Raw genomic sequence first — 25,718 nt, 5'->3', positions numbered from 1 at the left:
ACCGCGACGGCATGCGGATGCGAGCCTGAGACGCCACACCACCGCTGATCTCGTTCGACAGGGAACCTCTGCATGCCGCGTACCAGTGCCATCCGTCTTGCCTTTGTCCTGTGCATGATCACCACGGCAGTGAACCTGCAGGCGCCGCTGTATGATGCCTTGGCCGCACGCAGCGGGGCCGGCGTGGGGGCCACGAGCGTTGCGTTTGCCTGCTATGTGCTGGGCATCCTTCCGGTGCTGCTGGGGCTCAGTGGCCTCGCCGACAGGGTAGGGCGCAAGCCGCTGATCGTGACGGCGCTGCTGCTATGCCTGGCCGCCACGACCTTGACCCTCTTACTGCCTGGCTTGGTGGCCCTCGGCATTGCCCGCTTTCTAATGGGGATCGGTACGGCACTGACCTCGGCAGTCGCCCCGGGATACATGGGTGACTTCTTTACCGGTGAGGACACCCGCAGGCCGGCTAATTGGGTAACGGCCAGTACCGCACTGGGGTTTGGCCTGGGTGCGGCCCTTACCAGTCTGTTCGTGCTGCATACGCCAAGCCTGACACCCCCGGGCCTATGGCTCTATCTGGGTGCCGCTTGGCTGGCATTAATGCTGGTGATAACGTTAAAGGATGCTTCACCCCGGCGGGCGCAAGCGAAGATGCTGCGCTTGCCCGCCTACCCATCGGGCGCCTTCGGCTATGGGTTGGCCATCCTGCTGGCGTGGGCCAGCGTAGGGCTGGTGATTGCGATTCTCCCAGCGACCTTGGCGCAGCATGGCCTATCGGGCTGGGCCGGTTTTGCGACGTTCGGCGTCTGCAGCTGCGGCGTGCTGTTCCAGCCCTGGGCCAGACGGCTGGCGGCGCGTACGGCGACGCAGGTGGGCTTGGTCATCCTGCCGCTGGCCTATGCCCTGATCGCCTGGGGGGCTTTGCAAGGCACCTTGGTGGCCGTGCTGCTGGGTACCGTCATGGCGAGTAGCGCCTGCTATGGCTTTATCTACCTGGGCGGGCTGAGTGGTGTGCTCGAGTTGGCACCGCAGCAGCCGTCGCGGATGAGTGCCGGCTATTTCCTGATGGCCTACCTTGGCTTCAGCGTGCCGGTGATCGCCACCGGCGTGCTGGTCGATGCCGTCGGCCATGATGCTGCGCTGGGGATCTTTGGCTTGGCGCTGCTGGCCGGGGTGATCGCGACACTCGGCGTTATCCGGCGTGATGGCCATGCCAACGTCTATCTCAGGGAGGAGAAACAACCGTGACCTTAATGACCGTGCTGCTCTTTATACCCGCCTGCTTTGCACTGAACATGGCGCCTGGCCCCAACAACCTGCTCTCCATGGCCAATGCGAAGCGCTACGGTGTGCGAGTGGCCTGCTATGCGGGAATCGGGCGTCTTGTGGCGTTCGTGGGGATGATCACGCTGGCGGCGACCGGGCTTGCCACACTGTTATATACCTCTGAAAAGCTCTTCCTGGCGATAAAGGTGGTGGGAGGGCTATATCTGATCTGGTTGGCTTTCCAGCTCTGGACGGCAGACACCATTGACGGCGGAGGTGAGGCCCTGGGCGGAAAGAGCCTGTTTCAACTGGCGAGGCAAGAGTTCCTGCTGGCCGCCGGCAACCCCAAGGCTATCCTGATCTTTACCGCCTTCCTGCCACAGTTTGTTGACCCCAGCGGCCATGTCGCGGGCCAGTTCCTGGTGCTAGGCGTGCTGTTTTTAATGCTTGAGTGGGTCGCCATCGCCGGCTATGCGTTCTTCGGCAAAGCACTGCGCCACTGGTTCTCGCGCCCCGCGATGCGCCGCCTGTTCAACAGAGTATGCGCGGGGCTGATGGGGAGTGCTGGAGTAGGGCTGCTGCTGTCGCGTCGCGAATGATCAAAAAGCGGTCAACTCTACATGCGTACGCCGGCCCCACGTGATTAACGCCCAGCCTCATGTCTTAGTGGGAATTGCCCTTGGCACACCGCTCGGTTAGGGTGATAAAACAAAGGCCGCTTAAGATGGCTCATGCAGTAACAGGGTACGCATGGACTGCCGCACCAGGATGATGCGAGGCATCATCGATGCTGCCAGGTAGGGGCGGTAGCGTATCTAAAGTACGCCATTAACCGCTCAACCCAATGGACTGCGCACTCCGGCGAACCCTTTACCCAGCACATGGGTGTAGATCTGCGTCGTCTCGGGACTCTTGTGCCCCAACAACTCCTGTACTGTTCGAATATCCGTGCCTTGGCTCAGTACGCCCATCACTTCTTAATGGGATAGCACCACTGGCAGCCGGCGTGGGCGCCTGGCGCGTGAGAATTCGCCGATTTCTCCCAATGGCTACTCTAGGATATGGCGATAGAGAAAGACGAGAGCATTCAGAGCCTGATTCTGAGTGGCCGCTGCCACATGGCGTTCCACCGCAAGGTGTTCCAGAAAAACCCTGACTTCGGAAGCTCCCATGCTGGCAGGATGACGCACGCCATGGAAGCGAATGAAGAGGCGTATCCAGTAGCAATAGGTCTTCTCGGTACGTGGGCTGTAGCGCTTCACGCGCATGGCGGCCTTCACCCGGTCCATTAGCTTAGGCGGTTTGTTGTGCGTATCCATACGGCAGCTTCCTCGTTATATGGACATGCATACAGTATTATTGGTTCCGGCAAAACGCGCAAGCGCGCGAATCCTGCATAGGTGGCCGAATTATGCTTAGCTTCTTGTGAAATCAATAGGTTAGGGGAAGAAATATTTGCTCGGCAACATTGTTGAACACGCGGGTATGTTCATCCAATATCAGGACGTGCAGTCCAATCACTGTTAGGCATTAATCATGAAAAACCTGCAAGAACTAGTTGAGTCCGTCAATTCATTGGAGTTGGCTGGAAAGAGCTATGGTGCTAGGGAATGGTTATCGATACTGTTTTCTAGATTTTCAGGTCTCAAGTACGCGACAGAGTGGATTGAATCCGAAAAGTACACTGGAGTCGACGTAAGGCCAATGGTGTTGTTTCGAGTTGAAAGTGCAACCATTTGGTATGAGCAAAACATTGTTGCAAGCGTTGAGTTATGCAATCAATACGAACGGATTATTCTTGATCATGGCTACGAAAGAGAGTTCGCAATTAAACATGCTGCCAACCTACGAGAGATCCAGAACCGGGTTGGCTATTTAGACTCAGTCTACTTTGCCTTCGATTACTTTGTGTCTCAAATGTTAAAAATTCACGGAATCGAACACAAAGGACAGAACAAAGTTAGCGATTTTGAGGCGTTGCTAGGCCATTTTTCTATGGAAACGTCAGGATCGACGAAACACCAAATACTGTCTGAGATTCAATCTCACCTACCCGAAAGCATGTCAGGAAGTGTCGATGCTCTCGTAGAGACAAGCGACGGGTTGGTGACGTTCCAGAAGTCGTTTGAGTACCTCACGCTAATTCGGAACTCCCTACACAACAATGGGTTTGCCAACAAGAATATGAATAATCTAGTTATAGGACCTTTCAAGTATAGAAACATTAAGAAGAATGAGTCATTATGGTGCCTGAGCCTTCCGCATCTACTTGTTTTAATTCTTCAAATTGTGAACTGTATAGAGCAGCTTTGTGAGCGATCTGTATGTGAAGTTCCTTCAAATCAGGTCGATCCGAACTTGCAGTCGTTGCACGGCGAACTGGGCTTCTATCCTTAGAAGCAGAGTAAGGAACATGCCTAACAAGCGGCGGCAGGCGGATCAAATTCCCGTTCGTTCCTCACTGCAATTTTCCCGCTGCGACGGGCATTAGATGAATAGGATCGGAAGTGAGCGAGAATGACGAGTTAACAAAATTGTTTGAGGGCGTGGTTCCAGAGCGTCTTGATGAAGTGCTCGACCTCATTGATATACACTCCGCTCAATTTCGTAGGGTTGGTGACAAAAGTGGCTTCAATCTTGATGCAGGTGCTTATGGCGCAATTCAGTTTACGCAAAGATCCTTAGAGCAGCTTTGGTTGTTCGGTTTTGCTGGGCTATACGCACTTCACTCCTTCTCAGGCGTCATCTTTCTTGTAAAGTGCCGAGGCTTAAAGCTTGACCTTGACGAAATTGACGGGTTGCCGGAGCAGAAAGAGGAGAATGAGCGCTTTTCTAAAATAATAGAGATCATTAAAGGACTAAATTCCGCTGAAAGCGAATATGATTTCACTTGGCCAGCTGGAATACCTAAGCCTGAAGAAGGAAAGCCAAAAGATACAGAGCAAGCTGCTGTGTACGACCTTGTGCTCATGGCTACGGCATATGTTTTTCTGCACGAGCTGAAACACGTCATTTTTGAATCGGAAGGAAACGCTCCCGAAGACAGATTATGTGAAGAACTTGAGTGCGACTCCTTTGCCTCAGAGATGATGCTCTCAAAAATACAGGACTATTCAGCCAAGAGTGGCTACCCAGAAGATCAGGTACGCATGAAAAGGTCAATTTCTATAGCGCTTGGGAGTGCCTTCCTTGCTGTTGCTACTCCCCCTCATAACTTAGGTGGAACGGCAACTCATCCTGCGGTTCACGACCGTTGGTCTGCCGCTCTCGGGAAAATTCAGCTAGAGGAAAATGATTTTTACTGGTTATATTTTGCTTCGATCGCCATAGCTTTATTGAAACACATGAAAATTGTCTTTCCTGCTCAGATGGTTGTTACTTATAAGCAGTTGGCAATGGCAGCAATCAAGGCGCTAGAAGAAGGCATCTAACTAATTGCTGCACGCGGATAAATTACTCGCTGCGCTCGCAATTTACCGGTGAGCAGGGCGTTATGTGCTCAAAAGGAGGTAAGTAGTGGCGTTCTCTGAACCCGAAAGATCCGCTTTATTGGAAATTAAAGGTGTTGGGCCTACAGTACTGAAGCGCTTTGAGGAAATCGGTATCGATTCCTTCAGTAAGCTTTCGGATCACAATGCGAAAGATATTGCTGAAATGGTGGCTTCAATGCTGAGAACCACCTGCTGGAAAAACAGCCCTCAAGCGTTGTCGGCAGTTGAGGCCGCTATTTCTAGAGCAAAACAGGGCCTTTAGTGTTTCATTAGAGCCACCCATAACCAGGCTAGTCACAGCGACGGCGTTTTCGTTGCGGCTCCGCCTCCACTACAAAGCCGCGCGTGCTGGCGGCGTTGGACAGCGGGCCATTGACGTGTGGCGTATTCACCGAGGATTAAATGAAGCAATTCCTGGAAACGAACAAGGTGTACTTCGAGACGGTCGTAGCTATCTTGCTTGGGATCATGGCAGTTGTTGTAGCTGCATCACAGGCTTGGTTGGCTTATAAGTCCTATGAGTTGACAAAGCTTCCATACCTCCCCCAAATAGCTGCGAACATCACCATGGGCGGTGAGCGCTGTGGAGAAGAAAGCTGGAAGCTAACTACAAGAAACCTGTCAGGAAGTGCGTACGATGTACGAGTGGAGCCGATTGCGTTTTTGAGTATACGGGAGCTTCAGTTGTTGAGGGTTGGACAGGAACCAAATTCAAATATCGAGCTAAAGACTGCGTTGTTACCCCTCCGGGGGTATTTCTCACTTCTTTCGTATGCGAGCAGTGCGACGCAAGGAGAGCTCGTAATTCACTGCACTAAACCTCTAAAGGAGATGGACAGCTCAAAGCGTGAGTTCGAGGCTTTGTACGCGTCGAATGCGGAAAAATCCATAACGTCTCACGTTGATGTTTATATGGTTGTAAGTTACAAGGATAGGTTCAGAAACAGCCATACAAAATATTTTCAAGTTAGCGCTGGGGGGATGGCGGAACCTATCTCCGAGGATTCAGGCCGCAATCTATCCGGGCGATACTCACGAATGGTCGACGAAGGTCAGCACTTGGAGTACAGCTCATCAACTGGGGATGACATCCTGCGAGCGTGGAGGGTGAATGCACTGTGAGGGGGCAATTAGCCGCCCAACCATTCACTGCACCGGATACCAATTCCGCTCACGCTCCATTGCCACCGGTGAGTTTAACGTTATGTTTTATGAGGAGGCTTAGTTGAGGACTCGAGTCATTGAGGTGGCGAAATTTAGAGCTAAATATAGATATTCATTTGATGATGAGTACTTTTACTTGTTTTGGAAGAAGGGGCTACGAACGCTAGTTCACGATAGATATCCATTGAATGAAATGTCACCCGAGTTAGATCACTGGCGTGGACGCCCTCATTCCACTATAGCGAATATAAAGAAGTCTATATTCTGGCTTATAGTGTCGGTTGTGGTGGTCATTCTGTCTTCTTCCCCTTTGACAGTGTTGGTTGCTGTTTTTGCTTTCATCATATCCAGTCTATTGCTATTCAATGAAATTGGCTTTTTGCTCCCCGTGAGTGCAACAATTCTGGATTACGAAGATTTCAGTGGAAGTGTTTATATGTTCCATGGGCGCAAAGAATCTGAAGATTGGCCAGCTTTTGAGAGAGGGCTTTCAGATGCAATTCGAGTCTCTAAGCTGCCCAGAACATAACAAGTCGCGTCACGCGGGTGGTGGACTTCCCCCTGTGCAGTAGACACTCCTAGTCTATGATTGGACTTACCAGATGAGGCAAAGTCTCTGTCGCCGTAGAAAATGCTGGGATAACGCTCTGACAGAACGCTTTTTCAGGAGTTTGAAGTCGAAGTGGATGCCAGAGATAGGCTATTCCGATGTTGCTGCGGCGAAGTGATCTATCACGGATTACATTATCGGTTACTATAGCAGCCTCAGACCGCACAAGCATAACGATGAGCTGCCGCCGAATGTGGCAGGAATAAAATAATTAATGCTCAAAACTCAGTGGCCAATCACGCTTGACCACTAAATATTATACATTTGATATTCAACTCATTCATGAGGGCGCCGCTGCTAAGTGGTTTGGTGGCTCAAAAGCGCTCATTATTCTTAGTTAATATACACTAAGCTAACCTGTAAACGAAAGTAGTAGCAGATCAGGTGTTGAGAATATAATAGGTAAGGCGTCGACAAAGATGGAAATGTTAAAGTTGGTTACGCTTTCTAGTGTGTTAACCAGTATCATGTTTATCATCGGTTGTGCAGGAGAGCAGGATATAGACCAGGAAGGGCTTGGCGTGAAAGCGAAGTTTGATCAGTTGAAAGCCGCCCATAAAGCCCGCACTGCGATTTTAGAGGACATTGAAGATAAAGCGTTGGCCCAACTACTGTGGCAAGAACAAAGCGGAAACTACTACAGTATGTTGAATCTTATTCCTTTCCATATGGGGCCCGACCAATTTAAGTACACTCAGCCATGGTTGCTGCGACTGGAGGACTATGCAGGCCTTGATGATTTGACGGACACTTATGTGCAGAGTTTGCTAGCGTTAAGTAGCTACGACCACCCCCAGTGCATGGGGTATTCAGATCACCATGGTTTTAAATTGAGTCAGGGGTTTGAATTTCCATTTCGTCATTATTTGGACTTTCCGCAGATGACATTTGAGGACGGCCGCACGATAGAGATCCCAGAGGTTGCGAACCAGCAGCGGGAAACCGCCGATGTTGTGTACGCTGGTGAGAGTTTTTGTTTCAAGGCGCCCTTTACTGCCAACGATCCGCAGCCACTAAAAGTAACTGGTGTATTTCATGCGGACTTGCCAAACCATTTTCTTGAGTTTGAATTCACTGCTGATGATGTGGGTAAAACAGCTGAGCGGGGGGGGTATTTAGTGACTCTGCTGGAGTTCGAAAATGGGCGCTATGTGATAGAGGTGGATGCCGAGGAAGGCACACCTATGAACTTTGGTAATAGGGATATCCTTGCCGAAGCAGTCGATAACCATGGCAATTATATTGCCTGGCGCGCAACTGAACGGGCACCGACGAGCCGCCCTCAACGCATAGATGAGGTGTTGGAAGACCTCTTCCAACGGGCGGAACAGGGGACCCTGGACGAGGAAGAGGCACGTAGCGAACTTGAAGCGCTACGCGATACCCTGCGTGAGGAGCAGGGCCGTAAGTTATTCTTGGGCCGCTCGTTCAATGGCATTGTCGACAAGGCACGCATTACCCTGATGGTTTATACCGAGGGGAGCGAATCGGTGAGCCATGAACTGGAGTTGCCCGTGCACAACTTCGCGCATCCGCTGAAGATTAATGACGGAAATTTGGACGCTTTACCTGAAATTCCGCCCACGGCGCCGGTGTATAGTACCCGTGACGAACACAGACTACCTATTGTTGAGCTCGATGACGCACTGATGCAAGAGCGGATAAGAATGAGCCAGTGGCATGAAGAGGGTGAAGGGTTGGACCCGGATCGGGAACACTCAGGGCAGATTGGCTGGTTCTATCCACCAGTGCAAAGCGATCTTTTTATGAAGAAAGAGGACCGCGCAGGAGCCCTGCATGTGCTCGGTACATTCGATTTTTATGATGCTCAGGGTGAGCGGGTTGAAGCGCGTGAGGCGAGCGAGATCGAAAGTGAGGTGGTTGCCTTTGAATACAAGCCGGGAGACAGAGGGCTAAGTATTGTATACCCACGCATGTTTGGACGGCTGGACTATAGTCCTGACCGATTCACCGAGACTCCAGTGCGCATCAAAGGCACGTTACCGATGATTGTTGCGCCGAATCTGATTAAGGACAGTTTTTCCAGAGATGAGCTTCCGGCAGGTATCACACTGAACGGCAACCAGTTAATTATCGACTATGCTGTGTTTGAGCCACGGGAAATGGCAGAGGTGCGTGATGATCGCACTGAACGTAGAAATCAGGTTTTCGTCAAGGACAGCCAGGGCTACCTGGCAGAAATCACGAAACGAACCTATTTCAATCATCTGCCACAACGAACGCCGGTGGATGTTTATTACTTTCATGGTCAGCCGGAAAGCGTCGAGATTTGGTACAAAGGTGCGACCACGCTTGTTGACTATGAATTCGACTTTGAACTAGCTACTCATGCTTTTAAGGTTCAGTGAGCCTGAGTAGGCGCCTAAGTGCGCTGGACTTCGCTGAGCTCGGTAACTGTTGGCGGCGTTGATGCTGTAGAAAATGAGGGCTGGGAACGAATATCAAAACTTGATTTTGCAGCAGAGCTCGACCTTGATGGTGGGACATTCTCTCAAGCAGTTACGAGTGGTGCCGCATTCGATTTTTACTACTACATTCACCGGGCCGATGTGAGTGGCTATCAGCGGCACCGTGTCGTTGCTTGCATCTTTATCCCATGTAAGTGAAGAACGGTTTATTTTGAAATAGTCCCTTAACAAGTGAATGAAGGAAAGCCAACTTTTCGCTGTCGCTATAAGTTGGTGGTTTATTCAAGGCGTTAATTTGTTGCTTAGTATCCGAGCTGATTTATGGAATTCAAAGTTGGGGAATGCGTAAAGAAAAATCCGCTGACTTGGCAGCCGAATGACTTTGACTCTTGGGGCCGCGGTATAGGTGTAGGACAGATCGTCGAGCCCCCCTTTGAGATGCCGAACGATCAAGTTGATGTGCTGTGGCCTGGAGGTAGGTGCTTTGAAAGCATACACCAGCTATTGCTGATAACTAAAGCTGGGGGCCATGGCAATGGCAGTTAATAAACCAAGGCGGCTGTAATATTTCCCTGCTTGGGGCGTTAGCCCGGATTTCTCATAGCACCTCAGCCACTACCCCGCTCAGGCTTTCATGCTGCTAAACACCTATTGGCTCCACTTATACTGCCTGCTTTTTAACCACTTCCCGTCGTTCAGACACACTGCCCTCTTTCCCCCATTGTGCCGGGCCGGTGCTGCCCGAGCATTCAGATTGACACCAGCCGTCTGACGAGATCGGATAGCGCTGCTTTTTAGGGGTAGCTGTCACTCATGAGGACTCGGATGCGGCGCGTATTGCGGATGATGACAGGGGGCATGAAGCATTTTGGCCTAGCGGCGTGTCAGGCGACGCTGTTTATCGACTTCACGAAGCAGGAGCAATCCGGCGTCCAACGTAATGTGGCACCGGAGAAATCGGCTTCAATTTAGCGGCGTGAGAGTGGCGAGAAGGTCAGCTTTTCAGGTACCATTTTGGAAGCGGCTGTTGGCGTTGGTTTTGGTGTACGGTCCTGAAAGATTAACAATTTCATACGATTCCTTTTATGCCCAGTGAGAAATCCGGGCTAGGATATGACAAGGAGAAAAAGTGTGCGACTGGCTATTCTATATATGACCTTTACTGCTCTCACTATACCTGCTTATGCTCAAGATGTTGAGACTGATATAACAGCGCTTTTTGAAGCTATTTTTGATGAAGAAAAATGCCCAGAGTATTATGCTAACAAAGCTGCACCTGTTATTGAAGAGTACACTTTTCCATCGGCAGAATATGCTTATGACCCACAGAGGCTCATCCGTGTGGAGTGCAATTTGTCAGATTTAGGAGGTCATGAAAGGTTGCTTCATGTGTATTTTCTCAGCGATGGTAAGCGTTTTTCACATGTTAGCTTTGCCAATCCATCATTGGGTTACAGATCTGAGGATCTAGGCATGTTGAAGGGCTATGTAACTCGGCCGGGTTTAATGGACGCAAAAGTAGATGAGGCTGAAGGTCGTATTATCGAAGATGTGAGCTGGTACTTTGAAGAAACGCTCGAATCTGAGCCAGAGCAGGAATATTCCTCAAGAGGAGAGTGGTACTTCTCCAATGGCGTGTCCGAGTTACGTTACTATGAAGAAGTGGTCGAACTGGGGGCGGCACCAATCACCGTTCTTGACCTCAGGTAATCTCCTGTGGTGGTGAGTGCCTTTGACATCATTGAGGAGCCGAAATAGTCAGCTAGGCTCCTTGGCCAAGAAAATTGTCCGTTTGCTGGGCGGTACACAAAATCAGAAAACAGGCGGTGGGGAGGGCTCGGAATCGGGTTTTTCTACAGCTTCGTTAACATTCATGCTTATGAGGGTGTAATGGCGCTAAGCGAGATTGAGCACAAAAAAATCGAAAAAGCGCTGGGTGGATTCATGGCGCGCCGTCGTCCGCCTGCGCATCTGCGAGATCAGCTTGATCTTGGTCACAGGATCACGGGTCAGAGCGTTGAGATTTTCGAGGTAAGGCCCCAATGGGATAACCCATCGGATTGCATAGAAATTCCTATCGCAAAGGCGACATACGTAAGATCGAATCGTAGTTGGAAGATCTACTGGCAGCGGGCAGATCTAAAATGGCACAGATACGAGCCACAGCCAAGTGTTCGCTCAATAGACAATTTTCTGGCAGTGGTGGAGGCCGATGAATATGCGTGTTTCTTTGGGTGAGGGGGCCAACCACATAACCATGCCTTGCATCCGACAGCGGCTCCGTTGCGCTTCGCCGCTGCTGGCTGAAGGAACGCGTTGAGGCTGTAGGAAAAGGGCGAAGGTCTTTCTCGAGTCGAATTGATAATTAAATAAACTAAAAACAGGGGTTATCTTTAGAATCCGGTTCACTCATAATCGAAAATACACCCAGATATTACTTAGGAGCGCCATCGGAAATAGGGGCGAGGTTTTTATAAATCCTCGTTATGCGTTTGGTCAGGAGGCAGCTGTGGAAATAAGGCTTGATAATTTGGAAAGTCCACAAGTTGTCGCGTTAATACGCGAGCATCTTGAGTCAATGGCGCCAACGGCTCCGCCTGAGAGTCGGCACGCGCTTGATCTGGATGGATTGCGTGGACCTGACATCATGTTTTGGTCTATGTGGGACGGTAAAGATCTCGTGGGTGTTGGGGCGTTGAAGCATCTGTCAGAGGAGCATGCAGAGATTAAATCGATGAGAACCGCACGGCCCTATTTGCGAAAAGGTATGGCATCCAGAATTCTAAGCTACATTATACTTGAGGCTAAAAAGCGTGGGTACAGTCGACTTAGTCTTGAGACTGGTTCAATGGAGTTCTTCGAACCCGCAAGGAAGCTATACTCAGCCTTCGGGTTCAAGATATGCGAGCCGTTTGGTAGCTATGCCGAAGACCCAAATAGTGTTTTCATGACAAGATATATTAGTGATGAGCGCGCCTAGCACGTGTAGGCAAGCGACGCTCCTGACGTCGTGTCCCTGCTAAAAGCGTTCGGTGACAAGGAAATAGCATGTCGATAAAAGTGTACGGTGACCTTACATCCGGAAATTGCTACAAGGTCAAGCTCCTCCTGCTGCAGCTTGGCTGTGAACATGAGTGGGTGCAACTCAGTGCGCTGGAGGGCGAGACACGCTCAGCGGACTTTCTTGCTAGGAACCCCAACGGAAAAATACCGTTGCTGGAGTTGGGGCGAGGGCAGTACCTATCGGAGTCGAACGCGATTCTTCACTATTTGGCTGAAGGCTCGCCCTTTTTGCCAGTCGACCGGTACGAGCGGTCTCAGGTGCTGCAGTGGCTCTTCTTCGAGCAGTACAGCCATGAGCCGTATATCGCTGTGGCGCGCTACATCATCCGGTTCCTCGGTCGTCCCGAACATTATAAACAGGCGCTGCAAGAGAAGATGGCCCCCGGTTATGCAGCCCTGGGGGTAATGGAACAGCACTTGGAGCATCACTCATTCCTTGTCACGGGGCACTACACGATTGCTGATATTGGTCTCTTCGCGTATACCCATGTCGCGCATGAAGGCGGTTTTGACCTGGATCCGTATCCTGCAGTGCGGGCCTGGATTGAGCGGGTGGGGAATCAGCCGGGTTACGTGAGCATGGATGATGCTCTGCAGCAAGACACATCGAACAAGCCACCGGAGCCGGCGGCCTGATGGCCGCGGCTCGGCTCCAGCGTTAGATGCATCGAAATTGAGGCCATCCGTTTACGGATAAGACAAGGAGCAATATGCTAACCTGCTATCTGCGCTATATCATCGATCCATACCAGCTCAAAGAGTTTGAGTACTACGCAAAGCTATGGATTCCGCTCGTCGAGAAGTTTGGTGGCCAGCATCATGGGTACTTTCTTCCCTCGGAGGGCGCGAATAATGTGGCACTTGCACTTTTTACCTTCCCTAGTTTCGCAGCTTATGAGCAGTATCGATTGGAATCATTTGACGACCCGGAATGTCAAGCGGCCTTCAAGTATGCGGAAGATACTCGCTGCATTCTCAGTTATGAGCGGAGCTTCTTCCGGCCCGTTCTTGAGGGCAGCGTCTAGCCAGGCCACGCACGGCGACGCCCACTACATTGCGCCTTCGGTTCCATTCCGCGGGCGTGCATGTTGCAAGCGTTATGTATAGGGAGCAATCGCATGATCTTCCAGTTACCTGCACCAGAATTGAAAAACTCTGAGTCGCTGGTTAGCTGTATCGAGGCTCGGCGCAGCGTGAGGGAGTATACGGATGCACCGTTACCTATAAGTGTTGTGTCTCAATTGCTTTGGTCGGCACAAGGAGTAACAGGGCTAGACCACAAAAGAGCAACACCATCGGCAGGAGGGTTATACCCGCTGCGTCTAACAATCTTGGTGCAGCGTGTAGCGGAACTTGAGCCGGGTACCTATGAGTATCAGGCTGATAGCCATTCGTTAAAGCTAATTGGTGGCCGTGTTTCGGAAAGGGCACTGAAAGAGCTAGGGATTGGCGACCAACCATGGTTAAAAGAAGCGGCTCTCATCATCGGGGTTGCCGCGAACCTTGGAGAGGCGGTTCAGCGCTTTGAATCTCAGCCCCCGCAGGGAGTGCGCGGTGCTCGCTATGTATATATGGAAATGGGGGCTTTAGCACAAAACGTCCATCTCCAGAGTACTGCTCTCGGAGTTGGTTGTGTTCTAGTGGCAGGATTCGATGATTCAAAGGCGAAGAAAACATTGAGGTTGCCTTTAGACTTGGAACCTGCTGCACTGCTGTGTATCGGTCAGCGGTAGGATGTCTAACAGTGCATGACAACACACGACATGCGGATCTCCTTTACGCCGATCCGCTCCGTAAAGACCAGCGGTGCGGTCCGCGTTACGTGGCTTAAGGAATTCAGGTATGGCGTTCAGTGAATCAGAAAGGACCGCTTTACTCGAAGTGAAGGGGGTTGGACCAACAGTAGTTAAGCGCTTTGAGGAAATAGGTATAGATTCTTTCACCGAGTTAGCAAACTATGAGCCGCAAGAAATTGCTGAAAGAGTTGCGTCTATGCTTAGAACCACCTGTTGGAAGAATAGTCCTCAAGCCTTATCGGCGGTCAAGTCTGCAATAGAAAGGGCGAGGCAAGGTTTTTAGGTGTTGGCGTATGATCATTTCATTGGGGAATAGTAGCGGTTTCCGCTGCCGTCCAAACCGGGGCTGAGTTAGACGTTGTGCCAGATTGAATGTTGCTCAACAAACGCATTCAAGAGAGTATCTGATATGGTGAAAGCGCGGGAAGTTCGTCACTGAATCAAGCAAGCTTGGGGCGTGCCAGGCTGGAAATGAGTAGTGGACAGACGCTGCAGAATATCAGCGTCAACACTGACCGACTCTCCGTTGGCACTCCAAAGTATGCCGATTACGCTAACTGTCAGGAGGACGTGGTAAAATGAGAATCGCACTTTCAATCATTGGTTTTATTGCCACATTGGTTGGAGTGACCTATTTTGTAGGTAAGTCATTGCCAGAGAAAAATGAGGTCGTTGTTGAGACATCAATTAACGCTTCTGCCGAAAAAGTATGGTCTGTTATGACATCTTGGGAAGATCAACCTTTATGGAGAAGTGGTATAGATCGGGTAGAGATTATTGATTCGTCCCGATTTGTTGAGTACCCAAAGAGCGGGGCGCCAATTGAATTTGAAATCATGCACGCCGATCCACCACGTTTACTTGAGATGGCGTTTTCCGGTGCTGTGAATGGAACTTATGTTGCAGAGCTGACTGAAGATGAAAGTGTTACACGGTTCAGATCTACAGAGTCTGTGTCCATAGCTAATCCATTTTTTCGTGTCATTAATGCGCTGTTTATCGATTTGGAAGAATTTGCTAATAATTATCAGTCTGAACTAAAGATACAAGTTGAAAATAATTTATAACACTTCACTTCAGCTGATAGCAGGCCGTATGGCCTGCTCCAGCAGAGCTTGGCGTAAAATTTATTGGGAGTCGAGCATGAGTGAGCAGGTCTACCATGAGCGATCCTTGGCCGTAGATGTATATCCTCATCTCAAGATGGCTATAGATGTGATTGATACTCCACTGCCGAAAGTGGCGGTGGATGCGGGCTGTGGTGCTGGGCGGGACACTCTACACTTGGCTGAGAGTGGTTTTACGGTACACGCGTATGACAGAAGTGACGCGGCCATTGCCCGCTTGGAGGAGGTGTGTCACATCCACCTTAATGAGAATGTCTTTCCCCGAGTCTGCAGCTTTGATCGATTTGAGTATCCGCATTCCTCTTTGATAAGCGCTTGTTCCAGCCTGTTCTTTTGTCCACCGAAGTTGTTTCCTATTGCTTGGATGAAGATCACTCAATCGCTTGTTCTTGGCGGCGTGTTTTGTGGCCATTTTATGGGACCGAACGACTCTTGGGCAAGAACGGAGCGCGGTGATCTTACGATTCACACACGCGATGAGTTACATAATATTTTTGATAGGGGTTTTAAGATGATCGATGTCTATGAACATAGTTCAGAGGGCATGACATTGGCTGGGAGGAAAAAATACTGGCACACGTACTCTGTCGTTGCTCAGAAAATCGTTTAATAATCGGCTGCAAGTGGCCTTGGTTACCGGATTCCGATAGAGTTCAGAGAGATTAACTGAAGGTGGCGTGTCCACTGTAGAGGGGGAGGTCCAACGCCTGATAATCTCTATTGTTATGCATGATGTTTGCCCTGACGTACGTACAGAGAGGCCTACGCTTGGGTGGACAAGAGTCACGTTATGACCGGAATCACAGCCACTGAGGCGCGTAGAGAGCTTTATCTGTTGATTGATGAAACCTCGAGCCACATCAGCCAATTGTCATTATGGGTAAGCGTGACAATGCTGTCCTGGTATCCGAAGAATGCCGGCGATGAGTGCTTTGACATCACTAAGAAATCGAAATAGCCAGTTAGGCTTCATTGTTAATATAATCGCTTGTTCTGTATTTAATATAAGAGTTCATAAAGCAGGCGATGGGAAGAGCTCAGAATCGAGCTTTTTGTAGGTTCGTTTAGGCAACATTATGAATTATGAAGACAGAATCTATCAATGGATAGAAGACGATGCCGAGCGAGTGCGAGCGCTCTCCGTTGCCGCAAGCCTCGACCTGCCAGATTGGTGTCTTGCTGCGGGATTCGTGCGGAACCTGGTTTGGGACAATATTCATGGATTTGCATCGCTGACTGCACTGAACGATATCGATCTGATATATTTTGATCCAAAAGATAGCTCCGAAATTAGAGATTGGCAGCTTGAACAGAAACTCAGAAGCGTCTTGGATGTTCCATGGTCAGTAAAGAACCAAGCACGAATGCACAAGCGAAACGACGATAAACCCTACACTTCAACCTCAGATGCAATGAGCTACTGGGTTGAGGTCGAAACGGCGGTCGGTGCTGCTATGAATCATTCTGGAAACATTGTGATAGTGTCTCCATTTGGTTTATCACCCCTGTTCAATTTTACGATAACTATGAATACTAAAAGGCCAAAGTTTAAGGACTTTAACGAGCGCATTACGTCCAAACGGTGGTTGGAAATTTGGCCAAGACTGGTGGTCATTTTTTAACCACGCCATTAAAGTCACCGCATACGGTTGCCGGACGCTCGCTCCTCGCGTTGCTTATGGAAAAGGTAGGGCTTGCTAGGGAGATTTACGGTGCATAACCTCGGAGCATTTGCTGTTATTCTGGACGATGTGTCACGTGTTTTACTGTGTCATCGGAGAGACTTCGATGCGTGGAACTTGCCTGGGGGAAAAGTAGAACCTCTGGAAGCTCCTTGGAAAGCTGCACAGCGTGAAGTTTTAGAAGAAGTCGGTCTCATTGTACGAGTTGAGCGGCTTGTCGGTGTTTACTCTGTGCCTGAGCAGGAGACTGTAGTATTTACTTTTTTGTGTACTGGAACGGGTGGAGCTATTTCCCTTAGCGATGAAGCTGACGATATCCAGTGGTTTCATAAAGACCATTTACCTTCAAATACGCTGCCTCGCCATGTTCAGCGTATCCAAGATGCCTTTAGCAGAAGCGGTTGCGCGTTGCTGTGTGTACAAGCCGAATGAGCGCTTGCAACGGATGGGTCCATACACTAGGCGCTTGCGACATCGTAGAAGCTGGCCGTCGGAACGGATAGAGATCAATGGATAAGCCTGCATACCTGTACCATGGATCAAGGACACTATCTGAGCGGCTGATGCCTAAGCAGGCTGTCGGTTACAGTGGCCCAGCCGATAACGAGTCAGGGATTTATGCTGTGGCACGCCGTGAGCTGGCTATTCCGTTTGCGATCTCCTTCGTTTCCAAGTCCAGCGATGCGCTTTTCTCTGTTGATACCTCATGCCAGCCTCCACGCATTATTCTCCGCGACACTGAAGTCGTTTGGGGAACTATAGGGTATGTTTACAAAGTGCCCAGTGCCACATTCGAATTGGTTGCTCCGGACCAATGGCTATCACGTGTACCAGTAATCCCGGTCGCTGTAGAAGAAGTCGATCCGAGGCAATATGAGGATTGGATTGAGTTAAAGGGGTAGTGCTGCAGGTTATCGAAGAAATCATTGCAGTACGGAGTTAACTATAGCGAGCGTTCCTGCGTCGCATCGGTGAAAATTAGCACGAGAGAGATAAAGTATGGACGTATTCCTCTTGAGACACGCAGAGACAGAGAATAATCGCAATGGTGAGCTCGCCGCAGGAAGTAATGATCCGCTCACACAGCACGGCCACAGTCAGGCGCAAAGCATCATTGAACGCCTCTTGTCATTTGAGATAGAAGGCATTCTGTGCTCTCCATACCCGAGGGCATTGGACACCATTCGCCCTTTTGCGGAGGTCGCCAAGACAAAGATAGAAGTGCATCCATGCTTGGCTGAAGGACATTTACTACTGGGCGAGTCTCCTGCTCGAGAAGAGCCTAAGTATTGCCTCCACGCATCGGGTTATTACTACCCTCAGGAAAATGAGGCTCCAGGTGCATTTATGGGGCGTGTGGCGGAGGCACACAAGTTGATCGAAACCCAGTCTTTTTCTAGAATCTTGGTAGTGACTCACGGGCATGTGCTTCGCGAATTATTAAACAGCATATTGGCTTTACCAAATAAAACGCGCTTCCCACATGATAATTGTGGTCTTACTCACATGTCGTTAGGTGGCGTAAATATTGTCAGGTATATTAATCGACCGATGTCTTCTGTCTAGGCAATAAGCTGGATCCAACTACGCTATTCTGTGTTGGCGCTCGCTATCTTTGCGTTAAGTTATAAGGAGTAGCATGGCATCACTATATGATAAGCCGGTCCGTGCTTTGATGCATGATTTGGTGCATGACTTGGAATTGAATCTGGACGTTGTGATTTCTCGTAATCGCATTCGCTCTTGGTTTAAAGAGTCAGTTCGAGGTTGCTGCATGGTGTATTTCAGAAGATTCAATGCTTGCTTGCTCTGGAGTCCAGGGTGTACAGCTGTTCGAATATGAGCTGTCTGTTAGCCTGCGTGAAGCACGACTGGAGTGAGGAGTCCCAAAGTACACGTTTCGCGGATGACCCTTCTTCGCTTCATATTGAAGTCTCACCAGCGTGCTGTGTGTTATGCGTAAAAATGGAGATCTGAATGTCAGAAGAATTATTTTTCCCGGTTATTGAAACTGAGCGTTTATCACTGAGACCCTTAGTGACTGATGATTCGGAGAGACTGCTGGAGATATTCTCTGATCAAGAGGTCATGCGATACTGGAATACAGCACCTTGGACTACAATTCAGGACTCTCTTGACTTTATTGATGAAAGCAACGAATCGATGAGACGTCAAGAGTCACTTGTGCTCGGTGTATATTTGAAGTCTACCGGTGAGCTGGCTGGTAAATGTATGCTTTTTAGTTACGATAAAGCATCCAAGCGTGCGGAGATCGGTTTTGGTCTGGGGCGTTCTTGCTGGGGGAAAGGTTACATTAATGAGGCAGGAGAGGCATTGATTCAGTACGGGTTCAATTCATTGGGACTACGTCGAATTGAGGCTGAAATCGACCCAGATAACCGGGCGTCAGCGAAGGCATTGGAAAAGCTCGGCTTTACTCAAGAAGGATTGCTGCGGCAGCGATGGGAAATCAATGGAGTTGTCTCCGATTCCGCGCTATATGGCAGATTGGTAAGTGATCGCGTGAGTAGTGCCGTGTAGTGATAAGAGACATGACATACTGGCACGTCGCTGAGGGATTGTCATTCGTTAACCAAAGGAGTGTGCTATGCAGTATGTGATAACAGCATTTGATTTTACCGACTCGGAGGCGCTATCTCGTCGCTTGGAAAATCGAGAAGCGCACCTGGCGGGGGTCAAGAAGATGATTGCTGAGGGTACCTTCCTGAGCGGTGGTGCAATTCTTGACGCCGAAGGTCGGATGATAGGTTCCTCGGCACATGTTGAGTTTGACGATAGAGAGGCGCTGGATCACTGGATTGCGAATGATCCATATACTGTCGGGAAGGTGTGGTGTGATATAGATATTCGGGAGATAAAGCTGGTTCCTGTGGATCAGTTCAAATAGCCATCTGTGTTAGTCTCGCGATAGTCACAGGGTGTACAGTGATGGTATTCACCTGACCCATGCCCCCGTGGGCCTTTATCGCTAAGAAGTATCTACTCCCTCTAAAAGCCGCCGGTGCGCCACGCACCGGCGGCTTTTTTGTGTCACATCACTCACCGCCACTTTTCGACTGGCGCGGCGAGATGCCCTTCCTGACGCTCCGGGCCGCGTTCGATCCATTCTGTCAATACGTTCTGTCGAGACGTTCTTTCCACCCGGCCTACAATGGTATTGGAGGGGCGCCTATGTCGGCGGGCTACCTGACGCAGCGAGTGATGCCCATATCCACCAGGTCAAGGCCGTGGCTCTGAGATCAGCCGACTGACGGGAGGAGATGCCATGTCACATCCGCTTAACTCTCTTGCGCAGTTTCCGTTGCTGGAGGCGATCTTCGGGCGCCGTGCCCGGCGATTCGGGCTCGGGATGGAGCTCCCCTCCGGGCCGCTGGCCTACACGTCGCTTCACGAGCCGGTGCCGCTTTCCGAGCTTGAGACCAGTATTCTGCTGGCGGTAGGCACCGGTGTCAGTGGATGGCACTTCGGCGTGCCCTTCGGCCCGGATCGCCCCGACCAGCACGCCCACTATTCCGTACGCTTTACCGGCCGTACCGCACCCACGGCAGGCGGGTTCGGCACCCCGGCGATGCTGTTCACCGATGACAACGGCACCTGGATCACCAATACCCGAGATGTCACGCCCGAGCGGATACGCGAGTACCAGGGAATCGAGGATGTTGCCGAGCGGATCATCGCCACCGTCCGCGCGCAGACGCGTAAGCTCTCGGACACCCGGCTGGATCTACCCGCCGCACCGCCGCACATGCTGGAGCCGAACCTTTGGATGGCGAACACCCCTGGCTCCACCCTGTTTATGCCCATCGGCGATGCCAGTGAACAGCTGCTTGCGCTGATGGCCATGGCGATCAGCAACGGTAATATCGTCATGGACGATACCGAAGGGCGGATGGCGGGCGATCTGGACCCCTTCATCCGTTCCGGCCTGCTGAATCCGGAAAAGCGCGTACCGCTGTCCGTGCTGCAGCAGATGGCCTACGAGGCAAATGTTTCCGAATGCGCTTTTATGGCCCACAACATTGTATTGACGCAGCAGGCGATGGGCCTCGGCGGGCTTTACTTCAACGGCATGAATCGCTGGTCGATCCTCGGCGCCTTCGCCGAGGCTGGCATCAAGGGCTTCGGGTTCCGCTTCCAGCATGACGAACGATGGACACTGCCCAACCCGGTAGGGCTGGAGGGCATCTATCAGGGAATGTGCCCACCCTGGTTCGAGGATATGCATGCTGCCGTTGCCGCCTTCGTCGCACGCAAGTTCGGCCCTGGCGGCGCCTACGATCCCACGACACCCGGCCCATGGAAGGATGCCGCATCGGTGAAAGGCTCAGTGGCTCCCTACAGTGACGACTTCGTCGCCTGCCTGGGCGCAGTGGCGCAGCATGTGTTCGATACCTATGGAAAGTTTCCGGGCACCTTTACCACCATGGTACTGCCCGGGTTCGTTCAGGCTGTTCACCTCGATCTCGAGTTCTACGACAAGCACTACCAGGAAGGGGCCTATCTGGACACCCATGCCAACCATATGCGCTGCTGGCACGGAGCCGGCGGGTAGTCCTTGCACGTATAAAGCCGCCCGTGCTCCTGGCACGGGCGGCTTTTCTGTTCACGCCAACCTTACTTCAGGCTTCGATCACGATCTTCTCGCCGTCGAGGCGCACCGGCCAGGTGCGCAGCGTTACGCTGTCGTCTTCGATGCACTGGCCGTCGCCGAGGCGGAAGTGTTGCTTGTAGATGGGCGAGGCGACCACCGGTTCGCCCTTGATATCGCCGACGATGCCGCGGGCGATGACGTTGGCGTCGGAGAAGGGGTCGTGGTGGTCCAGGGCATAGAGTTCTTGCTCCAGGCCCGGGAGATAGAAGATGGCGACCTGGGCCGGTCCGTCGGCGGTCTCGAGCCAGGCGGCGACGCCGGAGAATGCGACCAGGTCGGCCTTGGTGCAGATGCTTTGCCAGGTCACGTGGGTGTGTGCCTCATCTTTTAATGCTGTCGCGGTGTTCATAAATGCATTCCCTCGATTTCTATTACGCCGGGCGCAGCTGGCCGCGCTCGCTGGTGAATATTATGTCCGGATCCGGGCGCTCGTCGTTGACGAAGCTTCGGAAGCGCTTGAGCTTCTCCGGGTCATTGATGGCATCGGCCCATTCGCACTTGTAGGTGTCGACCACGGTTTGCATCTGGCGCTCGAGTTCGTCGCCGAGGCCGAGGCTGTCGTTGAGAATTACCTCCTTGAGGTAGTCCAGCCCGCCCTCGAGGTTCTCGCGCCATACCGAGGTGCGCTGCAGGCGGTCGGCGGTGCGCACGTAGAACATCAGGAAGCGGTCGATGGTGCTGAACAGCTGGTCGTCGTCGAGGTCGGTGGCGAACAGCTCGGCGTGGCGTGGGCGCATGCCGCCGTTGCCGCACACATAAAGGTTCCAGCCGTGTTCGGTGGCGATCACGCCGATGTCCTTGCTCTGCGCCTCGGCGCACTCGCGGGTACAGCCGGAGACGCCGAACTTGATCTTGTGCGGCGAGCGCAGGCCCTTGTAGCGATTCTCCAGGCGGATCGCCATGCCCACGCTGTCCTGCACGCCGTAGCGGCACCAGGTGCTGCCGACGCAGGACTTCACGGTACGCAGCGACTTGCCGTAGGCGTGGCCGGTCTCGAAGCCGGCCTCGATCAGCGCGCTCCAGATATCCGGCAGGTCCTCGAGGCGGGCGCCGAACAGGTCGATGCGCTGGCCGCCGGTGACCTTGGTGTAAAGGTCGTACTTCTGCGCTACCTGGCCGAGCACGATCAGCTTGTCTGGGGTGATTTCGCCGCCGGCGATACGCGGCACCACCGAGTAGGTGCCGTTCTTCTGCATGTTGGCCATGAAGGTATCGTTGGTGTCCTGCAGCGGGATATGCGCGGCGTCGGTGATCGGCTCGTTGAAGCAGGAGGCGAGGATCGAGGCCACCGCCGGCTTGCAGATATCGCAGCCTAGACCGTGGCCATGTTTCTTGATCAGCTCGCTGAAGGTCTTGATGCCCTCGACGCGGACGATGTCGTAGAGCTCCTGGCGGGTGTAGTGGAAGTGCTCGCAGATCGACTGGTCGACCTCGACGCCGCGGGCGGTCAGCTCGTGGTCCACCACGCTCTTGAGCAACGCCGCACAGCCGCCGCAGCCGCTGCTGGCCTTGGTGTCGACCTTGACCGTGCCCAGGTCCACCGCGCCGGCGTCGATGGAGGCGCAGATATCGCCCTTGGTGACGTTATGGCAGGAGCAGATGGTGGCGGTTTCCGGCAGGGCGTCCGGGCCTAGCGCTGGGGCGCCTTCGCTGCTCGGCAGGATCAGCGAGGCGGGGTCCTCGGGTAGCTCGAGGCCGTTATCGTAATACTGCATCAGGGTGTCGAAGACGCTGTTGTCGCCCACCAGCATGGCGCCGAGCAGCTGCTTGCCGTCGCTGGAGACCACCAGCTTGCGATACTGCTGCTTGATCTGGTCGAGGTAGCGGAAGTTGCGCGCGCCGGGGTTCTGGTTGCCGTGGGCATCGCCGATGGAGCCCACGTCGACGCCGAGCAGCTTGAGCTTGGTGCTCATATCGGCGCCCTGGAAGCGTGTCTCGCCGCCCATCAGGGTGGCCAGCGCCGCCTTGGCCATCTGGTAGCCGGGGGCGACCAGGCCGAAGATGCTCTGGTTCCACAGCGCCACCTCACCGATGGCGAGGATCTGCGGGTCGCTGGTCAGGCACTGGTCGTCGATCACCACGCCGCCGCGCTCGCCGATCTCCAGGCCGCTGTCGCGGGCCAGCTCGTCGCGGGGGCGAATGCCCGCCGAGAACACGATCAGGTCGGTCTCGAGGATCTTGTCATCCTGGAACACCATGCGGTGGCGGGCGGTGTCGCCGTCCTCGATGCGCTGGGTGGCGCGCTCGGTCAGGACCTGAACGCCGAGAGACTCGATCTTCTCGCGCAGCAGCTCGCCGCCCTCGCTATCCACCTGCATCGGCATCAGGCGCGGGGCGAACTCGACCACGGCGGTATCCAGGTTGAGGCCACGCAGGGCGTTGGCGGCTTCCAGCCCCAGCAGGCCGCCACCGACCACCACGCCGGTGTTGGCATGTTCGGCGGCGTCGCGGATGGCATCGAGATCATCGAGGGTACGGTAGACCAGGCAGCCGTCGCGGTCGTTGCCGGGGATCGGCGGCACGAAGGGGAAGGAGCCGGTGGCCAGCACCACCCGGTCGTAGGGGTAGCGGTCCTGGTCGGTCACCACCTCGTTGACCTCGCGGTCGAGGGCAAACACCGCCTCGTTGAGGCGCAGCTCGATGCCGTGCTCGGCGTAGTAGTCGGCGGTGGAGAGCGCCAGGGAGTCGGCGTCGCGGCCGCTGAAGTACTCCGAGAGGTGCACGCGGTCGTAGGCCAGATAGCGCTCCTCGCCGAAGACCGTGACCTGGTAGCGCTCGAGGGCGCCCTGTTCGACGAGCTGCTCGACGAGGTGGTGGCCGACCATGCCGTTACCGATGATGATCAAGCGCTGCTTGGTGGATGCGGGGGTTGTCATGCGGCCTCCTCGACGGGGCGTTGCAGATGAGCGGAGTCGGCGGCGCGGTCGGCGTCCTCGGCGGCTGCTTCGAGCAGCGCCTCGACATCGGCCGGGCCGAAAAGTAGTGCCTGGCGGCAGGCGTTGAGATCGCTGCCGGCCAGGGCCTGTTCGAAGGCCCAGGGGCCGATGCGGGTATCGCCGTAGAGCACCACGCCCTCGAGGCGGCCATCGCGCAGCAGCAGCCGGCGGTAGTCGCCGCGCTCCGGGTCGTGGTAGCTGAGCACGTCGTGCTCCGGGGCCGCTTCGGTGGGGCCGAAGGCGAAGAGCGAGACGCCGCTGACCTTGAGCTTGGTGGCGCTGGGCTGCTCGACGTAGCCGCTGACCGCCTCGCCGGCGAGATGGGCGGCGAGCACCTCGACCTGGCGCCAGATCGGCTCGACCAGGCCGTAGGTGTGCTGCTCGAACTGGCAGCACTCGCCGAGGGCGTGAATCGCCGGGTCGCTGGTGGTGAGGTGGGCATCGACGCGAATCGCGCGGTCGCTGTCGAGACCGGCGTCGCGGCCCAGTTCGGCGTTGGGGGTAATCCCCGCGGCCACCACCACGCAGTCGGTGGCCAGGCGGCGGCCATCTTCGAGGCGTACCGCGGCGACTCGGCCGTGGCCGTCGTCCTCGACGGCGGCCAGCCGGGCGTCGGTGACGACCGTCAGCCCGCGGCTGGCGAGTTCATCCTCGAGCAGGCCGGCGGCGGTGGCGTCGAGTTGGCGATTCATCAGCCGCGAGGCGCGCTGCAGCACACTGACCGCCATGCCGCGCTTGCGCAGCCCTTCGGCGGCTTCCAGGCCCAGCAGGCCACCGCCGATCACCACCGCGTTGCCGCCGCCTTGCGCGCACTCCGTCAGGGTGGCGGCGTCGTCGAGATCGCGGAAGCCGTGGACGCCCTGGAGCTCGATGCCGGGTACCGGGGGCATGGCTGGGCGCGAGCCGGTGGCCAGCACCAGGCGCTCGTAGTCGAGCCGGCGGCCGCTGGCGGTGATCACCCGGCGGGCCTGGCGCTCGATGCGCTCGACGCGGTCACCGAGGATCAGCTCGACGCCCCGCTCGGCATACCAGTCGGCGTCGCGCAGGGTCAGGGCGTCCGGGTCCAGCTCACCCGCCAGCAGCGGCGAGAGCAGAATGCGGTTGTAGGCCGGGACCCGCTCGGCGCCGATCACGGTAATCTGCGACGGCGGCGCGGGCTGGGCCAGCAGCGCTTCGACCAGCCGCTGGCCGGCCATGCCGTTGCCGATGATCAGCACCCGGTCGCGGGGGGCGGTGCCACCGGGAATGGGGGCTTGGGATGTTGGTGTCATGTCGGTCGACTCCTCGATGACTGGGGCATGCGGCCAAAAAAAGACGCCTCGGCGTCCTGCTGGAGCAGGAAGCCAAGACGTCTGTGTCTGGTGGTGACGGTCGCCATTGACCGTCGGGCGACCGCGATGCCGCCGAATATTGCGTTACCTTAGCTAAAGCAAAGCTTCTGCCAATCGGCAGTGATTTCGGCTTTTCTCAGGATTTTCAGGCGACTGG

General features: G+C 53.7%; 27 protein-coding genes and 3 pseudogenes. 25 read left to right on the top strand and 5 right to left on the bottom strand.

Features of this window, described 5'->3' with window-relative positions; translation table 11 throughout:
* Positions 1-72: 72 nt before the first annotated feature.
* The gene (locus tag IEI94_RS13690) at positions 73-1,242 is read left to right on the top strand and encodes an MFS transporter (RefSeq protein WP_191167859.1); all 1,170 of its coding nucleotides are present in this window, start codon (positions 73-75) and stop codon (positions 1,240-1,242) included.
* The gene (locus tag IEI94_RS13685) at positions 1,239-1,859 is read left to right on the top strand and encodes a LysE family translocator (RefSeq protein ID WP_191167858.1); all 621 of its coding nucleotides are present in this window, start codon (positions 1,239-1,241) and stop codon (positions 1,857-1,859) included. Before IEI94_RS13690 ends, IEI94_RS13685 begins: the two co-directional genes overlap by 4 nt.
* Before the next feature lie 237 nt (positions 1,860-2,096).
* Here IEI94_RS13685 and IEI94_RS22650 read toward each other — a convergent pair.
* Positions 2,097-2,225 (bottom strand): annotated as a pseudogene (locus IEI94_RS22650) (tyrosine-type recombinase/integrase); the annotation flags it as partial.
* Between the two features lie 84 nt (positions 2,226-2,309).
* Positions 2,310-2,579, bottom strand: a complete 270-nt coding sequence (locus IEI94_RS22645; RefSeq protein ID WP_224750134.1) for a site-specific integrase — start codon at positions 2,577-2,579, stop codon at positions 2,310-2,312.
* Positions 2,580-2,796: 217 nt separating this feature from the next.
* Here IEI94_RS22645 and IEI94_RS13675 point away from each other — a divergent pair, with 217 nt between their 5' ends.
* The 23 genes and pseudogenes from IEI94_RS13675 (at position 2,797) to IEI94_RS13565 (ending at position 21,195) form a co-directional block, all read left to right on the top strand.
* Positions 2,797-3,657: a hypothetical protein gene (locus tag IEI94_RS13675; protein ID WP_191167857.1), complete on the top strand. Its 861-nt coding sequence runs from the start codon at positions 2,797-2,799 to the stop codon at positions 3,655-3,657.
* Between the two features lie 110 nt (positions 3,658-3,767).
* On the top strand, positions 3,768-4,691 hold the full coding sequence (locus IEI94_RS13670) for a phage exclusion protein Lit family protein (protein WP_191167856.1): 924 nt from the start codon (positions 3,768-3,770) through the stop codon (positions 4,689-4,691).
* 85 nt (positions 4,692-4,776) lie between these two features.
* Positions 4,777-5,013, top strand: a complete 237-nt coding sequence (locus tag IEI94_RS13665) for a helix-hairpin-helix domain-containing protein (RefSeq protein WP_191167855.1) — start codon at positions 4,777-4,779, stop codon at positions 5,011-5,013.
* A 140-nt stretch (positions 5,014-5,153) separates the two neighbouring features.
* Positions 5,154-5,873, top strand: coding sequence for a hypothetical protein (locus IEI94_RS13660; protein WP_191167854.1), 720 nt, complete (start codon positions 5,154-5,156; stop codon positions 5,871-5,873).
* A 632-nt stretch (positions 5,874-6,505) separates the two neighbouring features.
* A pseudogene (locus IEI94_RS22640) lies at positions 6,506-6,736 on the top strand (integrase core domain-containing protein); the annotation flags it as partial.
* A 208-nt stretch (positions 6,737-6,944) separates the two neighbouring features.
* Positions 6,945-8,894, top strand: coding sequence for a hypothetical protein (locus tag IEI94_RS13655; protein ID WP_191167853.1), 1,950 nt, complete (start codon positions 6,945-6,947; stop codon positions 8,892-8,894).
* Between the two features lie 18 nt (positions 8,895-8,912).
* Complete coding sequence (locus tag IEI94_RS13650; protein ID WP_191167852.1) at positions 8,913-9,152, top strand: hypothetical protein; 240 nt, start codon at positions 8,913-8,915, stop codon at positions 9,150-9,152.
* Positions 9,153-10,085: 933 nt separating this feature from the next.
* The gene (locus IEI94_RS13640) at positions 10,086-10,664 is read left to right on the top strand and encodes a hypothetical protein (RefSeq protein WP_191167851.1); all 579 of its coding nucleotides are present in this window, start codon (positions 10,086-10,088) and stop codon (positions 10,662-10,664) included.
* Positions 10,665-10,844: 180 nt separating this feature from the next.
* Positions 10,845-11,192, top strand: coding sequence for a DUF3024 domain-containing protein (locus tag IEI94_RS13635; protein WP_191167850.1), 348 nt, complete (start codon positions 10,845-10,847; stop codon positions 11,190-11,192).
* A gap of 340 nt (positions 11,193-11,532) precedes the next feature.
* Positions 11,533-11,934 carry a GNAT family N-acetyltransferase gene (locus tag IEI94_RS13630; protein WP_191169589.1) on the top strand — a complete coding sequence of 134 codons (402 nt, stop codon included), beginning with the start codon at positions 11,533-11,535 and terminating at the stop codon, positions 11,932-11,934.
* Between the two features lie 68 nt (positions 11,935-12,002).
* Positions 12,003-12,653, top strand: coding sequence for a glutathione S-transferase family protein (locus IEI94_RS13625; protein ID WP_191167849.1), 651 nt, complete (start codon positions 12,003-12,005; stop codon positions 12,651-12,653).
* 74 nt (positions 12,654-12,727) lie between these two features.
* Positions 12,728-13,042, top strand: coding sequence for an NIPSNAP family protein (locus tag IEI94_RS13620; protein WP_191167848.1), 315 nt, complete (start codon positions 12,728-12,730; stop codon positions 13,040-13,042).
* Positions 13,043-13,135: 93 nt separating this feature from the next.
* Positions 13,136-13,750 carry a SagB/ThcOx family dehydrogenase gene (locus IEI94_RS13615; RefSeq protein ID WP_191167847.1) on the top strand — a complete coding sequence of 205 codons (615 nt, stop codon included), beginning with the start codon at positions 13,136-13,138 and terminating at the stop codon, positions 13,748-13,750.
* A 109-nt stretch (positions 13,751-13,859) separates the two neighbouring features.
* A complete protein-coding gene (locus IEI94_RS13610) occupies positions 13,860-14,096 on the top strand; it encodes a helix-hairpin-helix domain-containing protein (protein ID WP_191167846.1) in 237 nt (78 codons plus the stop codon).
* A 295-nt stretch (positions 14,097-14,391) separates the two neighbouring features.
* On the top strand, positions 14,392-14,880 hold the full coding sequence (locus tag IEI94_RS13605) for an SRPBCC family protein (RefSeq protein WP_191167845.1): 489 nt from the start codon (positions 14,392-14,394) through the stop codon (positions 14,878-14,880).
* A gap of 76 nt (positions 14,881-14,956) precedes the next feature.
* Positions 14,957-15,550: a methyltransferase domain-containing protein gene (locus IEI94_RS13600; RefSeq protein WP_191167844.1), complete on the top strand. Its 594-nt coding sequence runs from the start codon at positions 14,957-14,959 to the stop codon at positions 15,548-15,550.
* A 180-nt stretch (positions 15,551-15,730) separates the two neighbouring features.
* Positions 15,731-15,855: pseudogene (locus IEI94_RS13595) on the top strand (type II toxin-antitoxin system prevent-host-death family antitoxin); the annotation flags it as partial.
* Between the two features lie 161 nt (positions 15,856-16,016).
* Complete coding sequence (locus tag IEI94_RS13590; RefSeq protein WP_191167843.1) at positions 16,017-16,562, top strand: nucleotidyltransferase family protein; 546 nt, start codon at positions 16,017-16,019, stop codon at positions 16,560-16,562.
* A 90-nt stretch (positions 16,563-16,652) separates the two neighbouring features.
* Entirely contained in the window at positions 16,653-17,054 is a 402-nt protein-coding gene (locus tag IEI94_RS13585) for an NUDIX hydrolase (RefSeq protein ID WP_191167842.1), read from the top strand.
* A gap of 567 nt (positions 17,055-17,621) precedes the next feature.
* Positions 17,622-18,188, top strand: a complete 567-nt coding sequence (locus tag IEI94_RS13580; protein ID WP_191167841.1) for a histidine phosphatase family protein — start codon at positions 17,622-17,624, stop codon at positions 18,186-18,188.
* A gap of 411 nt (positions 18,189-18,599) precedes the next feature.
* Positions 18,600-19,163 (top strand): GNAT family N-acetyltransferase, encoded by a 564-nt coding sequence (locus IEI94_RS13575; protein ID WP_191167840.1) that lies wholly within the window; start codon positions 18,600-18,602, stop codon positions 19,161-19,163.
* Between the two features lie 67 nt (positions 19,164-19,230).
* The gene (locus IEI94_RS13570; RefSeq protein ID WP_191167839.1) at positions 19,231-19,530 is read left to right on the top strand and encodes a YciI family protein; all 300 of its coding nucleotides are present in this window, start codon (positions 19,231-19,233) and stop codon (positions 19,528-19,530) included.
* 378 nt (positions 19,531-19,908) lie between these two features.
* Positions 19,909-21,195, top strand: a complete 1,287-nt coding sequence (locus IEI94_RS13565) for a hypothetical protein (RefSeq protein ID WP_191167838.1) — start codon at positions 19,909-19,911, stop codon at positions 21,193-21,195.
* A gap of 67 nt (positions 21,196-21,262) precedes the next feature.
* Here the strand turns inward: IEI94_RS13565 and nirD are convergent, their stop codons facing one another.
* The 3 genes from nirD to IEI94_RS13550 are packed head-to-tail and all read right to left on the bottom strand — an operon-like array spanning position 21,263 to position 25,501.
* Positions 21,263-21,643: a nitrite reductase small subunit NirD gene (gene nirD, locus IEI94_RS13560; protein WP_191167837.1), complete on the bottom strand. Its 381-nt coding sequence runs from the start codon at positions 21,641-21,643 to the stop codon at positions 21,263-21,265.
* Positions 21,644-21,665: 22 nt separating this feature from the next.
* The gene (gene nirB, locus IEI94_RS13555; protein ID WP_191167836.1) at positions 21,666-24,170 is read right to left on the bottom strand and encodes a nitrite reductase large subunit NirB; all 2,505 of its coding nucleotides are present in this window, start codon (positions 24,168-24,170) and stop codon (positions 21,666-21,668) included.
* Positions 24,167-25,501, bottom strand: a complete 1,335-nt coding sequence (locus IEI94_RS13550; protein ID WP_191167835.1) for an NAD(P)/FAD-dependent oxidoreductase — start codon at positions 25,499-25,501, stop codon at positions 24,167-24,169. Before IEI94_RS13550 ends, nirB begins: the two co-directional genes overlap by 4 nt.
* Between the last annotated feature and the right edge of the window lie 217 nt (positions 25,502-25,718).

This window comes from Halomonas sp. ML-15 (assembly GCF_014779595.1).
In the GTDB taxonomy this organism is placed as follows: Bacteria; Pseudomonadota; Gammaproteobacteria; order Pseudomonadales; family Halomonadaceae; genus Franzmannia.
This window is presented reverse-complemented; position numbering and strand designations above follow the sequence as displayed.